At 68.7% G+C, this 14,063-nt stretch carries 18 protein-coding genes and 2 pseudogenes; 9 read left to right on the top strand and 11 right to left on the bottom strand.

The window, feature by feature from the left end:
- The first annotated feature begins 136 nt into the window (after positions 1–136).
- The 4 genes from OG607_RS30580 (at position 137) to OG607_RS30565 (ending at position 3,272) form a co-directional block, all read left to right on the top strand.
- Entirely contained in the window at positions 137–1,096 is a 960-nt protein-coding gene (locus OG607_RS30580; RefSeq protein ID WP_405730351.1) for a metal ABC transporter substrate-binding protein, read from the top strand.
- Positions 1,097–1,882, top strand: a complete 786-nt coding sequence (locus OG607_RS30575) for a metal ABC transporter ATP-binding protein (protein WP_405730349.1) — start codon at positions 1,097–1,099, stop codon at positions 1,880–1,882.
- Position 1,883: 1 nt separating this feature from the next.
- A complete protein-coding gene (locus tag OG607_RS30570) occupies positions 1,884–2,756 on the top strand; it encodes a metal ABC transporter permease (protein ID WP_405730347.1) in 873 nt (290 codons plus the stop codon).
- 72 nt (positions 2,757–2,828) lie between these two features.
- Positions 2,829–3,272 (top strand): Fur family transcriptional regulator, encoded by a 444-nt coding sequence (locus tag OG607_RS30565; RefSeq protein WP_405730345.1) that lies wholly within the window; start codon positions 2,829–2,831, stop codon positions 3,270–3,272.
- Between the two features lies 1 nt (position 3,273).
- On the opposite strand, the gene OG607_RS30560 is transcribed toward OG607_RS30565, so the two are convergent.
- Genes OG607_RS30560 through OG607_RS30545 form a run of 4 tightly spaced genes read right to left on the bottom strand, consistent with a single transcriptional unit; the run spans position 3,274 to position 5,378 of the window.
- Positions 3,274–4,122, bottom strand: coding sequence for an isoprenyl transferase (locus OG607_RS30560; RefSeq protein ID WP_405730343.1), 849 nt, complete (start codon positions 4,120–4,122; stop codon positions 3,274–3,276).
- Positions 4,123–4,173: 51 nt separating this feature from the next.
- Positions 4,174–4,920, bottom strand: a complete 747-nt coding sequence (gene recO, locus OG607_RS30555; RefSeq protein WP_405730341.1) for a DNA repair protein RecO — start codon at positions 4,918–4,920, stop codon at positions 4,174–4,176.
- A gap of 30 nt (positions 4,921–4,950) precedes the next feature.
- Positions 4,951–5,166, bottom strand: coding sequence for a hypothetical protein (locus tag OG607_RS30550; RefSeq protein ID WP_405730339.1), 216 nt, complete (start codon positions 5,164–5,166; stop codon positions 4,951–4,953).
- Entirely contained in the window at positions 5,163–5,378 is a 216-nt protein-coding gene (locus tag OG607_RS30545) for a hypothetical protein (RefSeq protein ID WP_405730338.1), read from the bottom strand. The genes OG607_RS30550 and OG607_RS30545 overlap by 4 nt, the downstream gene beginning before the upstream one ends.
- A 121-nt stretch (positions 5,379–5,499) precedes the next feature.
- On the opposite strand from OG607_RS30545, the gene OG607_RS30540 reads away from it, so the two are divergent.
- Positions 5,500–6,339: a helix-turn-helix transcriptional regulator gene (locus OG607_RS30540; RefSeq protein WP_405730336.1), complete on the top strand. Its 840-nt coding sequence runs from the start codon at positions 5,500–5,502 to the stop codon at positions 6,337–6,339.
- Positions 6,321–6,521 carry a DUF397 domain-containing protein gene (locus OG607_RS30535; protein ID WP_405730334.1) on the top strand — a complete coding sequence of 67 codons (201 nt, stop codon included), beginning with the start codon at positions 6,321–6,323 and terminating at the stop codon, positions 6,519–6,521. Before OG607_RS30540 ends, OG607_RS30535 begins: the two co-directional genes overlap by 19 nt.
- Here the strand turns inward: OG607_RS30535 and OG607_RS30530 are convergent.
- On the bottom strand, positions 6,505–6,957 hold the full coding sequence (locus tag OG607_RS30530) for a hypothetical protein (RefSeq protein WP_405730332.1): 453 nt from the start codon (positions 6,955–6,957) through the stop codon (positions 6,505–6,507). The two genes, OG607_RS30535 and OG607_RS30530, sit on opposite strands and share 17 nt — an antisense overlap.
- Positions 6,954–7,433 (bottom strand): hypothetical protein, encoded by a 480-nt coding sequence (locus tag OG607_RS30525; RefSeq protein ID WP_405730330.1) that lies wholly within the window; start codon positions 7,431–7,433, stop codon positions 6,954–6,956. The genes OG607_RS30530 and OG607_RS30525 overlap by 4 nt, the downstream gene beginning before the upstream one ends.
- Before the next feature lie 39 nt (positions 7,434–7,472).
- On the opposite strand from OG607_RS30525, the gene OG607_RS30520 reads away from it, so the two are divergent.
- Entirely contained in the window at positions 7,473–8,429 is a 957-nt protein-coding gene (locus OG607_RS30520; protein ID WP_405730329.1) for a helix-turn-helix transcriptional regulator, read from the top strand.
- Positions 8,430–8,671: 242 nt separating this feature from the next.
- Positions 8,672–8,870, top strand: a pseudogene (locus OG607_RS30515) (GNAT family N-acetyltransferase); the annotation flags it as partial.
- A gap of 123 nt (positions 8,871–8,993) precedes the next feature.
- On the opposite strand, the pseudogene OG607_RS30510 reads toward OG607_RS30515, so the two are convergent.
- The 4 genes and pseudogenes from OG607_RS30510 to OG607_RS30495 form a co-directional block, all read right to left on the bottom strand.
- Positions 8,994–10,306 (bottom strand): annotated as a pseudogene (locus OG607_RS30510) (ISAzo13 family transposase); the annotation flags it as partial.
- Positions 10,307–10,403: 97 nt separating this feature from the next.
- Positions 10,404–10,889 (bottom strand): hypothetical protein, encoded by a 486-nt coding sequence (locus OG607_RS30505; RefSeq protein ID WP_405730327.1) that lies wholly within the window; start codon positions 10,887–10,889, stop codon positions 10,404–10,406.
- A gap of 306 nt (positions 10,890–11,195) precedes the next feature.
- On the bottom strand, positions 11,196–12,404 hold the full coding sequence (locus tag OG607_RS30500) for a transposase (protein ID WP_405730326.1): 1,209 nt from the start codon (positions 12,402–12,404) through the stop codon (positions 11,196–11,198).
- Positions 12,405–12,526: 122 nt separating this feature from the next.
- Positions 12,527–13,141 (bottom strand): TetR/AcrR family transcriptional regulator, encoded by a 615-nt coding sequence (locus OG607_RS30495; protein ID WP_405730324.1) that lies wholly within the window; start codon positions 13,139–13,141, stop codon positions 12,527–12,529.
- A gap of 91 nt (positions 13,142–13,232) precedes the next feature.
- Here OG607_RS30495 and OG607_RS30490 point away from each other — a divergent pair, with 91 nt between their 5' ends.
- Positions 13,233–13,676 carry a nuclear transport factor 2 family protein gene (locus OG607_RS30490; protein WP_405730322.1) on the top strand — a complete coding sequence of 148 codons (444 nt, stop codon included), beginning with the start codon at positions 13,233–13,235 and terminating at the stop codon, positions 13,674–13,676.
- A gap of 25 nt (positions 13,677–13,701) precedes the next feature.
- Here the strand turns inward: OG607_RS30490 and OG607_RS30485 are convergent, their stop codons facing one another.
- Positions 13,702–14,058, bottom strand: a complete 357-nt coding sequence (locus OG607_RS30485) for a hypothetical protein (protein WP_405730320.1) — start codon at positions 14,056–14,058, stop codon at positions 13,702–13,704.
- Positions 14,059–14,063 lie beyond the last annotated feature (5 nt).

The following is a 14,063-nucleotide window of genomic DNA, read 5'->3' as shown; positions in this document are numbered from 1 at the left end:
CTCTTCAGTACGACGAAGTCGATGGATCCCCCCAGATTACCGGCGGGTGAGGGTGCCGTATCAAATCGGTTCCTGAGGGAAGCCCGACGACCAGGGCAATTGACAATCGTTTCCAAGTTTGTTGAAAATGGGTGTCATGAACATAGGTCGCCGCCTCATACCCCTCACCGCCGTCGCCGGGCTGGTCGCACTGTCCGCCTGCTCCGCCAACGCCAGTGGCAGCGTGAGCAGCGGCGGCAAGCTCAAGGTCACCGCGTCCTTCTACCCGCTGCAGTACCTGGCCGAGCAGATCGGCGGCAGCCACGTCAGCGTCACCGAGCTGACCAAGCCCGGCGTCGAGCCGCACGACCTGGAGCTCACCCCCCGGCAGGTCGGCGCGCTGGGCGAGTCCGATGTGATCGTCTACCTCAAGGGACTGCAGCCCGCCGTGGACGAGGCGATAGCGCAGTCCGGCGTCAAGTACACCGCCGACGCCGCCGCCCTCACCACCCTCGAGGACCACGGCACCGAGGTCGACGGCAAGCACCACACCACCGGCGACAACGACACCGGCTCCACCACCGAGGAGGACGCCGGCGCCGACCCGCACATCTGGCTGGACCCCGTGAAGTACGCCGAGGTCGCCAAGGGCGTCGAGAAGACCCTGGCCAAGGCCGACCCGGACCACGCGGCCGCGTACGCGAAGAACCTCAGGACCCTGACCGGCAAGCTGGACACGCTGAACACCGAGTTCGCGGACGGGCTGAAGAACCGCACCACGGACACCTTCATCACCACCCACGCCGCCTTCGGCTACCTCGCCGAGCGCTACGGGCTGATCGAGGAGGCCATCAGCGGCATCGACCCGGAGAGCGAGCCGAGCGCCGCCCGGATGAAGGCGCTGCACGAACTCGCGCAGAAGAAGAAGATCACAACGGTCTTCTTCGAGACCCTGGTCAGCGACAAGACCGCCAAGACCCTGGCGGGCGACCTCAATCTGAAGACTGATGTACTCGACCCGATCGAGGGCATCACGTCCAAGTCCAAGGGCACCGACTACCTCGAGGTCCAGCGGGCCAACCTCAAGGCCCTGCAGAAGGCACTGGGAGCGAACTAGATGACGGAGGCGGCCACCATGGTCATGGAGCCTGTCATATCCCTGCGACGGGCGACGGCATCGCTCGGCTCGCGGCCCGTGCTGCGCGGCATCGACCTGACGGTGGGGCGCGGCGAGGTCGTCGCGCTGCTCGGGGCCAACGGCTCCGGCAAGTCGACCGCCGTGCGCGCCGTCGTCGGCCAGGTGCCGCTGTCCGGCGGGGAGCTGGAGCTGTTCGGGACGCCGCTGCGGCGCTTCCGGGACTGGGCGCGGATCGGCTACGTACCGCAGCGCACCACGGCCGCCTCCGGGGTCCCCGCCACCGTCCGCGAGGTCGTCTCCGCCGGGCGGCTGGCCCGCACCAGGCTGGGGTTCGCGCGCAAGGGGGACCGCGCCGCGGTGGACCGGGCACTGGACCTGGTCGGCATGGGCGACCGGGCCCGCGACTCGGTCAACGCGCTGTCCGGCGGCCAGCACCAGCGGGTGCTGATCGCCCGCGCGCTCGCCGCGCAGCCCGAACTACTGATCATGGACGAGCCGATGGCCGGCGTCGACCTCGCCAGCCAGGGCGTACTGGCCGGCACCCTGCGCGAACAGGTCGCCGCCGGCACCACCGTGCTCCTCGTGCTCCACGAACTCGGCCCCCTGGAGCCGCTGATCGACCGCGCCGTCGTCCTGCGCGACGGCTGCGTCGTCCACGACGGCCCGCCCCCGCAGGCCGTCGGCCAGCACGCGCTGCCCGGCCACGACCATGTGCATCCGCACGCGCCGCATGCGGACATAGCCGCGACGGGACTGCTGACCTGACATGGACCTCCTCACCTACGCCTTCATGCAGCGGGCCCTGCTCGCCGCCGTCCTGGTCGGCATCACCGCCCCCGCCATCGGCATCTACCTCGTCCAGCGCCGCCAGGCCCTGATGGGCGACGGCATCGGCCATGTCGCCCTCACCGGCGTCGGCGCCGGCTTCCTGCTGGGCACCAACCCGGTCTGGATGGCCACCGCCGTCTCCGTCGTCGGCGCCGTGGTCATGGAGCTCATCCGCTGGTACGGCAAGACCCGCGGCGACCTCGCCCTCGCGATGCTCTTCTACGGCGGCATGGCGGGCGGCGTGATGCTGATGAGCCTCGCCCCCAACGGCTCCAACGCCAACCTCACGACCTACCTCTTCGGCTCCATCACCACCGTCTCGCCGAGCGACGTCACCGCGATCTGCGTGCTCGCCGGCTTTGTGGTGCTGGTCACCTTCGGCCTGCGCAGGCAGCTCTTCGCCGTCTGCCAGGACGAGGAGTTCGCCCGCGTCACCGGCCTGCCGGTGCGGGCCCTGAACCTGCTGGTCGCAGTCACCGCCGCGGTCACCGTCACGGTCGCGATGCGGGTCGTCGGGCTGCTGCTGGTCAGCGCCCTGATGGTGGTCCCGGTGGCCGCCGCGCAGCAGCTCACCCGCAGTTTCGTGATGACCATGTCGGTGGCCGTCGCCATCGGCGTCACCGTCGCCCTGTCGGGCACCGTCACCTCGTACTACGTCGACGTCCCGTCCGGCGCGAGCATCGTGCTGCTGGCGATCGCCGTCTTCATCCTCTTCACCGCGCTCGCCACACCTTTGGCCAGAAAACGCGCCCGCCAGGCCGCCGCGGCCGAGGAACGGTGCACCCTGGAGGTACCCGACGTACGCGTATGACGACTCCGGGGGTGCGGGCTGGCACAATGGCCTGTCGGACAGGGATACGGGACGACCGAGAAGGAGGCACCGGTGACGACCGCCAAGCAGTCCCCAGTGCGTGGCCGATCGACCCGGCAGCGGGCGGCCGTGGCCGCGGCGCTCGACGAGGTGGACGAGTTCCGCAGCGCCCAGGACCTGCACGACCTGCTCAAGCACCGCGGTGACGCGGTCGGCCTCACCACCGTCTACCGCACCCTGCAGTCCCTCGCCGACGCCGGCGAGGTGGACGTCCTGCGCACCGGCGACGGCGAGTCCGTCTACCGCCGCTGCTCCAGCGGTCACCACCACCACCTGGTCTGCCGCATCTGCGGCAAGGCCGTCGAGGTCGAGGGCCCCGCCGTCGAGAAGTGGGCCGACGCGATCGCCGCCGACCACGGCTTCGTCGATGTCGCGCACACCGTGGAGATCTTCGGCACGTGCGCGGAGTGCGCGGCGGCGGCGTCGTCGGCGTCGGCGTCGGCGACCGCTGGCTGAGCTAGCTCTCCGTCTGCCCCTGGCCCTGCTCCGGCACCTCGTTCGCCACCTCGTTGGGCAGCGCGCCGCCGAACCGGCGGTCCCGGGACGCGTACTCCAGGCAGGCCCGCCACAGGTCGCGGCGGTCGAAGTCCGGCCAGAGCACGTCCTGGAAGACCATCTCGGCGTAAGCGGACTGCCAGATCAGGAAGTTGGACGTGCGCTGCTCGCCGGAGGGCCGGATGAACAGGTCCACGTCCGGCATGTCCGGGTGGTACATGTACTTCGCGAGCGTCTTCTCGTTGACCTTGTCGGGGTCGAGGCGGCCGTGCTTTATGTCCTGCGCCATCGCGGCCGCCGCGTCGGCGATCTCCGCGCGGCCGCCGTAGTTCACGCACATGTAGAGCGTCATGGCGTCGTTGCGGCGGGTCTGCTCCTCCGCGACCTGCAGCTCGTTGACGACGCTCTTCCACAGCTTCGGCATCCGCCCGCACCAGCGGATACGGATGCCCATGGCGTCCATCTCGTCGCGGCGGCGGCGGATCACGTCCCGGTTGAAGCCCATCAGGAAGCGCACCTCGTCCGGCGACCGCTTCCAGTTCTCCGTCGAGAAGGCGTACAGCGACAGGTTCTTGACCCCGAGCTCCAGGCAGCCCTTCAGCACGTCCAGGACGACGGTCTCGCCCACCTTGTGCCCCTCGGTGCGCGGCAGTCCGCGCTCCTTCGCCCAGCGCCCGTTGCCGTCCATCACGATCGCGACGTGCTGCGGCACCAGCTCACCTGGGATCTTCGGAGGCTTCGCGCCGGACGGGTGCGGGTCGGGGGCCCGGTACTCGCGTCGGGAACGGGTCAGAATCCCGCGTACTGCCATGCGCGTGCCTCTCCTACGTTCTCTCTACGTCTTCTACTTCTGCTTCTGGTTCTACTTCTCGACGAACCTGAGCGAGCGCAGCCCACGTTCCAGATGCCACTGCAGATACGCCGCCACCAGCCCACTGCCCTCCCGGCAGTGGCGTGGCTCGCACGCGTCCGCCGTCTCCCAGTCGCCGCCGAGCAGCGCGCCCAGGAGTCCCAGCGCCTCCTGTGAGGGTACGACGCTTCCGGCCGGGCGGCACTCGCCGCATACGACTCCTCCCGCCCCGACCGAAAAGAACCGGTTCGGTCCCGGCATCCCGCACTTCGCGCAATCGTCGAAGCTCGGCGCGTATCCGTTCACCGCGAGCGAGCGCAGCAGGAACGCGTCCAGGACCAGCCGCGGGTCGTGCGCTCCGTCCGCGAGCGTGCGCAGCCCGCCCACCAGCAGCAGATACTGCTGCACCGCCGGCTCGCCCTCATGGTCCGTGAACCGCTCCGCCGTCTCCAGCATCGCCGTCCCGGCGGTGTAGCGGGCGTAGTCCGTGACGATCTTGCTACCGTACGCCGCGATCGTCTCACCCTGCGTACACAACGGAAGACCCCTGCTGATCAGTTCCCCGCCCCTCGCGAAGAACTGCACATCCACATGCGAGAACGGCTCCAGCCGCGCCCCGAACTTCGACTTCGTGCGCCTGACCCCCCGCGCCACCGCCCGCACCCGCCCATTGCGCCGCGTGAGCAGCGTGATGATCCGGTCCGCCTCACCCAGCTTCTGGGTGCGCAGCACGATGCCGTCGTCGCGGAACAGGCTCATGGCATCCATTGTCCCGTACGCCCCGGCCCGTCACGGCCGTTCCCCCCGACTGCGGGCATTGACGTACGCCGTCCCCTCGCTCAGCCGCTCCGCCGGCGTCGCCATCCGTACGGCCTCCGGCGGCACATCCCACTCCCTCCCGCCCCCGACCGGCCTCAGCTGGACGTACGGCCCCTCGTGGCCCATAACCCGCCCCAGGCGACCACTCCGGGTGTCCACGGCATACGCGCCCACGCGCAGCGTCATTCGCCCGCCTCCGACCGCAGGGCGTGCGTGATCTTCCGGGCGGTCTCGATATTGCAGCGCCCCAGCTCGACCAGCGGGCGCGGATTCACGTCCGCGTACGACGCCGTGTCCAGCCTCAGCGACGGCAGCGTGATCCCGGCCCGGGCGAGCGCTTCGCGCATTTCACCGAGCGCCCTTTCGGCCTCTTCGAGCGCCTTTTTTCTCTGCGTCATTGCCATCCTGCCTTTCGCCGCGAATTTCACCGTTCGCATTCACAGCGTGACGCTCCGGATCTAGCATCGGCAGGGTGACGCGCACTACAGCGACGCGGCAGCGGGTGGGAGGGCGAAGGATTTGGCTACTGGCTATGGCTCGCGTCAGGCGGCTTGGAAGTTCTTCGGCACGGAGCTGAAGCGGCGGCGGGAGGCGGCCGGGCTCACCCAGGAGGCGCTGGGGAGGCAGGTTTTCGTATCGGGCGGGTATATCGGGCAGTTCGAACAGGCCATTCGGAAGCCGCAGTTGGATGTGGCGCAGCGGATTGACGACGCGCCACAAACCGATGGCATTTTCGAACGGATGTGGAAGGAGCTGATCAGCGACTCGCGGTACGCGGAGTATTTCGCGGCTGCGGCGGAGTTGGAGGCGCTCGCGACGAGCATCTGCGAGTTCGCGCCCACGCTGGTGCCTGGGCTGTTGCAAACGGCGGCGTACGCGCGGGCGATCACCACGGCGACCAACCCGTTCGCCCCCGACGAGTACATCGAGGAGAAGGTCTCGGCCCGTATGGACCGCGCCCACCTCCTCAAGGACCCCGCGACGCCCGTCTACTGGGCGATCCTGCATGAACACGTGCTGCGGCTGCCGGTGGGCGGACCGCAGGCCATGGCCGACCAACTCGCCCGCCTCGCGGCCCTGGCGCGCAGCCGCCGCGTGCTTCTCCAGGTGCTCCCGTTCTCGGCCGGTGCGTACGCCCTCCCTACCGGAACCCTGAAGCTCATGGAGTTCGAGGACGCGCCGCCAACCGCCTATACAGAGGCGGTGTTTTCGGGGAATCTGCTGGACGATCCAGCCATGGTGAAGCGGGCACAGGGGGCATACGATCTGCTCAGGGCCGCCGCGCTGTCGCCGGAGGCGTCCCTGGCCCTGATCGAATCGGCGGCGGAGGACCACGGACAATGCGCGAGTACGACCTGAGTACCGCTCAGTGGCACAAGAGCAGCTACAGCGACGGCAACGGCGGCGACTGCCTCGAAGTCGCCGACGGCATCCCCGGCGTCGTCCCCGTCCGCGACAGCAAGGTCCCGTCCGGCCCCGCCCTGGTCTTCGCAGTCACAAGCTGGACGGCCTTCGTGGATGCCATCAAGGACGGCGGCTGAGCTCCATAATCCAGTTGGTCACCCAGGTCCTTCCCCCGTCCAGGGAGAACGCCTGCTCCCAGCGGGCGGACGTCTCGGCGATGTCCGACCAGACGAAGCGGGCCCGGATCTCCTTGCCCGCGTGCGTGTCGTCCCCGTAGAACTCACCCCGGCCGTCGACGAACCGGCCGACGACCGGCGGGAACAGCGTGCCGGTGCGCGTGCTGGACCAGTACAGGGACCACTCGTCCCGCTCGGGGTCGTACAACCGCAGGGTGAGCCCCGTGAAGCCCTTCGTCGGGAACTCGATCTCGTCGAAGCTGGCCCCGCCCTCGAAGTGCCGGGAGGCCCGGCTGACGGCCGGGAACTCCTCCCACGCGCTGGTTGGGTCGAGGAAGTCCGTACGCCACCGGTTGGTGACGTCCCAGGTGCCGGCGAGGAAGTCGAAGCATTTCATGAGCGGTCTCCTGTGGTGCCCTCGGAAAGTGAATCGGCGAGATAGGCGTCGAGGTCGGGGCGGTCGGGGGCGAGCATGTGCCGTACCCACGCGTCGCGTTCGTGGAGGATCGGCGGCAGCTCCCAGACGCAGCCGATGAGTCCCCGGTCCAGCCGGACGAAGTGGGTGGGGTCGTTGTCCGGGCAGCCCAGCACCGGCTGACCGCCCGCGGCTGCCGCGAAGTGCAGGGCGTTGTCCCAGGCCCAGCTGTACGCGTTGAGGTAGGCCCCGTCGTCCCCTCCCCGGTGGAGGACGACGAAGGTGGCCGGCGGCGTGCCGTCCGGGGCGGGGAGGAGGTCGGGGAGGATCGCGTATGCCGCCTTTTCGACCCGGGGATCGATACCGGCCGGGTCCGCGGTGACGTGATAGCGCTTGATGCGGCGGCCACCCACCTCGATGGGGGGCGGCACCCGGAGCAGTTTCTCTGTGAAGGCCATGGCTGGACCGTAGAGCGACTTCACTGACATCTTGTGTCAGTGAAGTCGAGCCGCCTTCTGTCGATCCTTCTGCTGCTCCAGACCAGGGGCCGGATCACCGCCGCCCAGCTCGCCGAAGAGCTGGAGGTGTCGGTCCGGACCGTCTACCGCGACATCGAGTCACTGCATGCGGCGGGCGTGCCGCTCTACGGGGACGCCGGGCACTCCGGCGGCTACCGGTTGCTCGCCGGCTACCGCACCCGCCTCACCGGCCTGAGCGCCGGCGAGGCCGAGGCGCTCTTCCTCTCCGGCATCCCGGGACCCGCCGCCGAACTCGGGCTCGGTCCGGCCCTCGCAGCCGCCCAGCTCAAACTCCGTGCGGCGCTCCCGCCCGAACTGCGCGCGCAGGCAGACCGCATGCGTTCCCGCTTCCACCTCGACGCGCCCGGCTGGTACGCCGAGGACGACGACGTCCCGCACCTGCCGCAGGTCGCGGACGCGGTGTGGCACAGCCGGGTCCTCGACATCCGCTACCGCCGCTGGAAGGAACCGACCCAGGTCGACCGGCGCCTCGAGCCGTACGGCCTGGTACTCAAGGCAGGCCGCTGGTACGTCGTCGCGGGACCGGGGCCGCGCACCTACCGGGTCGACCAGATCCTCGAACTCGCCGTACGGGACGAGGAGTTCCAGCCTCCGCAGGATTTCGACCTGGCCGGCCACTGGCAGCGCTACCAGGCGGACTTCCACGCCCGCCTGCACGAGGGCGAAGCGGTCGTACGTCTCTCCCCGCGAGCCGCCTCCCGCCTCGCCGGAGCCGCCGCCCGGGCCCTGACCGCCACCGCGACCCCCGAGCCGGACGGCTGGACCCGCGCGGTCCTCCCCATCGAATCGCTCGACCACGCCCACGGGGCCTTCCTCGCCCTCGGCGCCGACATCGAGGTCCTCGGACCACCGCAACTGCGTGCCCGCCTCGCCGAGACCTCCCGCGCCCTGGCCGCCCGCTACGCCTCCGGCTGACCGGATGCGGACCGCCGTGCTCGCTCTGAAGCCGGGCTATCGCCGTTGCGGAGGGTTATGCGGACCGGCCGGTACCGCCGATGGCCGGTACCGCCGCGATCGGGGCGGTTGTGCATCTGCCGGCAACCGCCGTCAAGGAGGGCCGGGACCTGTCCTCGATGAGCGGCCTCCTGGCCGACAGCGCCTACCGGCTGCTGCCGGCCTGGCGGCGGGGGTGGTCGGCGGCTAGCTCAGATGCCGGGCACAGCCTCGGCTGGGTCTGCGCACGCCATGACAGTGATCTCGTCGGATTCGTGAACGTCGCGTGGGACGGCGGCGTCCACGCGTTCATCCTGGGATACCGTGGTCGCGGGGAGCTACCGCCACTCCGGGATCGGAGCCGCGCTGGTTGCCGAGGCCGCCCGGCAGGCCCGTACGGCCAATTGCGAATGGCTGCACGTGGTGGCGGTCTCGGAGCCCTTCTGGGACGCCTTGGCCGAGGCAGCATTCCAGCGACGCTTCCACCGCCCGCGCAGCTACCGCCACCCACAGACCAGCAGCGTGGACCACACCCACCGGCTCCTGCCAAATACTCGAAGGCGGTTCGTGACATGCCTGTCAGGGCCGGATCGGTGAGCATCGCGGTCAGGGCCGGGTCGGTCCGGTGTGTCGTTTGCCGGCGCGTCTGGCGCTCGCGGTGGAACGGGAGACAGTGTGTAGTTCCAGTCACCGTGGAAGGTGTTGGGTGTGATCCGAAGGGCGTGGAACTGGGCGGGTGTGACGCTGATGCCGAGGTCGTAGCTGCCTGTGTCCAGTTCGGCCCCGATGGTCAGGCCGGTCTTGGTTGTTGTGGCGGCGATGGTCTCGAGGACGACCTGGTAGCTGGTCAGCGGCCGCCCCCGCCAGTTCGCGGTGATGTGGCAGAACATCCGGTGCTCGATCTTGTTCCACTTCGAAGTACCCGGCGGTAGGTGACAGACCGTGATCTCCAGGCCGCTCTCTCGTGCGAACGTGGCAAGGTTGCTTTTCCAGGTCCAGCGGCGGGGGTCGTTGGAGCCGCCGGAGTCGGCGGTGATCAGGAGCCGGGTGGCATTCGGGTGGTCCGCCCGTCCGTGGTGTTGCCACCAGCGTCGGATGGACTCCACCGCGAACTCGGCGGTGTCGTGGTCGGTGCCGACGTTGACCCATCCGCTGTTGTTGGCAATGTCGTAGATCCCGTAGGGGATCGCCATCGGCTGGTCGTTGGTGGTGAACGTGTGGCAGTCCACCTTGATCGCGTTCTTGCCCGGTCGCCAGGTGCGACCGGGCCGGTCCCGGTTGCCTAGCCATTCCTTGGCCTTGGTGTCGACGCTGATCACCGGCTGGGCATCGTTGAGGAACGCGGCGGCGGTGGCATTCAGGTGGGTGAACTGAGCATCGCGGTCCGGATGGCTGATGCCCTCTGTCAGGCTGTAGCCCAGGGTGTGCAGCTGGTGTCCGACGGTTGAAGCGCTGATCGGGTGGCCCTGTGTGGTGAGGGTCGAGGCCAGGGCCCGTAACGACAGCGTGGTCCACCGCAACGGGGAGACGGGGTCGCCTCGGGTGTGCGGCTCGATCAGCGACTCCAGCGCGGGCAGCAGACCAGGGTCGGTGTCTGTCAGCCGCTTGCGGCCCGCACCTGGAGCCCGGACCCGCAGGGTCGGTGAGGAGTAACCGGCCAACTCGGCCATGCCTCGCGCGATGGTTGCAGTGCTGGTGCCGGAGGCGGCGGCGACCCGGACGATCCCGCCGCGGCCGAGGGCCGTCGCCTCACTGGCCAGGTACAACCGACGGCGACGCTCATCGAAGTGCGGCAGGATCTGATCGAACTTGGCCCGCAGAGCACGAGCGGCAACGCGGCCTGACAGACACGGAGTCATATCTCAGACTCCCACCAACACCCCTCTGCCGAGCACCTATTGAAATACGAGCCCACGGCAAGGTTGACAACTGTCAGATCGGGGTGGCCGGGTACAACTAGCCGACGCAGTGTTCGCCCTTCCAGGGCCAGTTGAAGCTTCCAGGCTTGACCAGGGCGACGTTCCAGTAGGGAAGAGCCGCGCAGGAGTCGATCCACAGCTGGGTCGCCGGGAATGTCCCGGCGGTCTTGCTGTTGAACAGAAGTGGCCCACCGGAGTACTTATAAATCTTGACGTTGTGGTCGGACGCGAGCGTGATGTAGGCCCTGGGCTGAGCCGACGTCACGTGATTCGGTCCGAACTCATCTTTGAGAACACCTTTGTAGTAGATGAGCGCGTTGGCATACTTGCCCATGCAAAGCTTTGCGACAGCCCCGCGCTGTCCAGCAGTGGACACGATGCACTTCCCGACGGTCAGCTTCTGACCGAGGTTCAAGTGGTACTGCCCAGCTGCAGCGTCAGCCTGAGTGGCTGGCGTGAAGATGGATACCCCAAGCAGAATCCCGGCAATCAGAACGCTCCGCATATCTTTGCGAATCCCCACGTCGTCCAATCCTTTAATCCCAAAGATCACTGGACGCGTAACGTACCGGGGCGTTCAGGGCCGCGTCAAGATCGATACATCAGAGGGTTTCGCTCCCCAGGGCCCCGGCGTGTGCCCGGCTCGCCCCGGCTTAGCCTCGATCGTTCATGAGTCCTCGTCGGTTCGCTGATGGGGACTCTGTTCTTGTGCGGTGCGGTCTTTTTCGGAGTCGGGGCAGGTTGACGGTCCGGTTGTCGCCTCGGGCGGGCGCCAGGTTCCACTTCCCGGTGTGGTGGTGCGGGTTGTCGGAATGGATGAAGTTGCTGGTCAGCCAGGGTCCGGCAAGCTCTTGAGCCGGTTGGTTGCCCGGGTGATGACGTCGGTCCAGGGCCATCGGGCGGTGAAGCGGAGCCGGTGGCGACGGCCGGTGTGCACCAGCTGAGCGGCAGCCGAGAACAGCCGGAGGCGAAGGCGCTTGGGTTCCCAGCGGCGGGTGTCTGCGGTCAGGGCGAGCATCGGCATCCAGGCGAGCAGGTCGAGTGCGAGGGAGACGATCTCCAGCCAGATCCGGTTCTGGGCGGTGTCGTGCAGAGGGAGGTTGCGCAGGCCGGTGTCGCGGGCGTTTCGGATGCGGTCCTCGCAGCGGGCCCGTCTGCGGTGACGCAGTTCGAGGTCGGCGAGCTGACCGCCGGTCGTGTTGGTGGCGAAGCAGGTCAGCCGCAGTCCGTCGAGGTCGGTGAAGCGCAACTGGGCGCCGGGGTGCGGTCGTTCCTTGCGGACGATCAGCCGCATCCCCTTGGGCCAGGTGCTCAGGTCGGGCATGTCGGTGATCTCCGCGACCCAGGCGCCGGGCCGCTCGGTGCCGCCCGCGTCGTAGGCCGGTGTCCACGCCTTCTTCGGGATCTTCAGGACGGCCCGGATGTGGTCGCTCGCGGTGTTGGAGCCCGCGTTGCCGGGCCGCAGCAGGGTGGCCACGGGCTCGCCGGAGCCGGTCTGGCCGTGGTCGACGAACGCGACGAGCGGGTGATGGCCGAAGGTCTTCTTCCAGGTCGCGGTGGCGTCCTGCTTCTCGGAGTGCGCGAGCACCAGCACCCCGTCGATATCCACGATCACCGATCCGTCGGCGGCCGGAGCATCGGCCCCGGCCAACTCCCAGACTCGCTGTCGCACTTCGGCGCGGGCCGTGCGGATCGCTGTGAGGGCCTTCGGCCCGGCTGCGGCAAGGGCGTCGACGAGGCGGGAGACCGTCGGGTCGGAGGCCACAGGCCCGAACAATTCCGGCTCGGCCCGCAGCACGGCGACATCGGCCAGGCAATCCCCGCCCAGGGCGGTCGCGAGTGCCATATCCAGCAGGATCTTCCCCGGGTCGTGCACGGCCCGCGGCTTGCGCCACGGCGCCAACGCCGCCGATATCGCGCCGTCCAGACCGGACTTACGGACCGTCTCGACCAGCAGCACTGCCCCGGCCTGCGAGACCACCGAACGGCCACGGCCCTCGACGCGGACACACGGATAAGACCCGATACTCTTCTTCACCTGGGAAGTGCTTCTTTCCTTGCTACGTACAGGACCCTCAGCAAGTCCTATCGTTGCAGGTCAGGAGCACTTCTCGCGTTTTCGATCAGAAGCTGGACGGGCTGTCCGGTGAAAGCGCGAGGTTAGGTAGATGCTTGGCGATGGTCCGGGAGTGGCGCGAGGCCGTCGAAGACGATGGCCAGCATCCGGGCTCGTACGTCCTTGTCGAGGTGTGCGTGTGCGGCGGCGCGTGATGTGGCGATCAGCAAGGCGTAGACCTCGGGCAGTTCGACATCGTCCCGGACGGCGCCGGCGTCCTGGGCATGCCGCAGCAGGGCACCGACGGCTCGGCGCAGTGCGTTCGATGCCTGAACGGCGTCGCCGTCGCTGTCACCGCCGGCCTCGTGCAGAGCCTCGGCGATGGCGATTTTGCTTGCCGCGTCGGCGACGAGGTGACTGAAGAGGCCGAAGAACGCCGTGCCCGGGTCCGTGGCGTGAAGGAGCGTTTCGGCCTGCTCGCGCAGGCGACCGAACCGCCTCACGAGCACAGCCTCCAGCAGCGCCGCTTTGGTGGGGAAGTGGCGGAAGACCGTGGCGATGCCGACGTTGGCCAGGCGGGCCACCTCCTCGGTGGATGCCGACTCGCCGCCCTTGCCGAAGACCGTTTCGGCAACGTTGAGGATCCGCTCGCGGTTGTCCCGCGCGTCGGCGCGCAGCGGCAGCCTGCTGCCGGTTTCCCGCCTGTCTGGGGTGTTCATCGTTCCTCGCCCGCGTGTTGCCATCCGGAGTCACCACTCCGCATAATCGGAGTCTACACTTCGGATCGCCTCCGATGAACAGGAGCGTTGCATGGCCCAGCCCCTCAGCCCACGGGAAGTCTTCCTCGCGCTTGTGAACGGCGTCGCGGAGGGCCGGTGGGACGAACTACCCGACCTGTACGCGGACCGGACCCATGTCGTGCACCCGTTCGACCCGCTTCGCGGTGCCGCGCTGCGTACCCGCGACGAACTTCGCGAGCACTTCACGCCGGACGACGCCCGTCCTCGGCTGCACCGTCGAGCGGCCAACATCACGATCCACGAGACGACCGATCCCGAGGTCATCGTCGCCGAGTTCGAGTACCAGGGGACGGTCGCGGATACCGGCGAGCCCTACGCGCTGCCCGGCATCTTCGTGCTTCGTGTGCGCAACGGAGAGATCATCAGCTCCCGCGACTACTTCGACCACGTCACCGGCGCTCGAGTCCGCGGCCAACTCGACGCACTTGTCGCAGCCGTCAGCCATATCGGGTAACGGGCGGCGGGTTGCCGGGGACCGCCTAGGGCGGGTCGAGGTACTGATGGCGGTGGCCGCCGGGGAGCACATGGACGGCGCCGTCGCGGATCTGCCATTCGGCCAGTCCGGTCATCTCGTGGGTGGCCATGAACAGGCCCTGGACCCGATCCCCGTCCTCGTCCGAGGCGGGGAGTCCGGCGATCGCGACGAGCTGGTCGAAGAGCCAGGGGACGCAGGCCTCCCGGATGTCACCGCCGTAGAAGGCGTAGGACGTCCAGTTGAACGGCCGTGCCGGGAAACCCCACCCCCCGGAGTAGCGGTCGTCGTCGTGGCTCTCAATGATCGCCTTGACGGCGGCCAGCTGTTCCCGGTCGCATTCGAGCCATCCACGGATTGCCACATACA

The sequence above is a fragment of the Streptomyces sp. NBC_01537 genome, assembly GCF_045040445.1.
In the GTDB taxonomy this organism is placed as follows: Bacteria; Actinomycetota; Actinomycetes; order Streptomycetales; family Streptomycetaceae; genus Actinacidiphila.
Note: the sequence above shows the minus strand (reverse complement) of the source record. Positions and strands in the feature narration are given on the sequence as shown.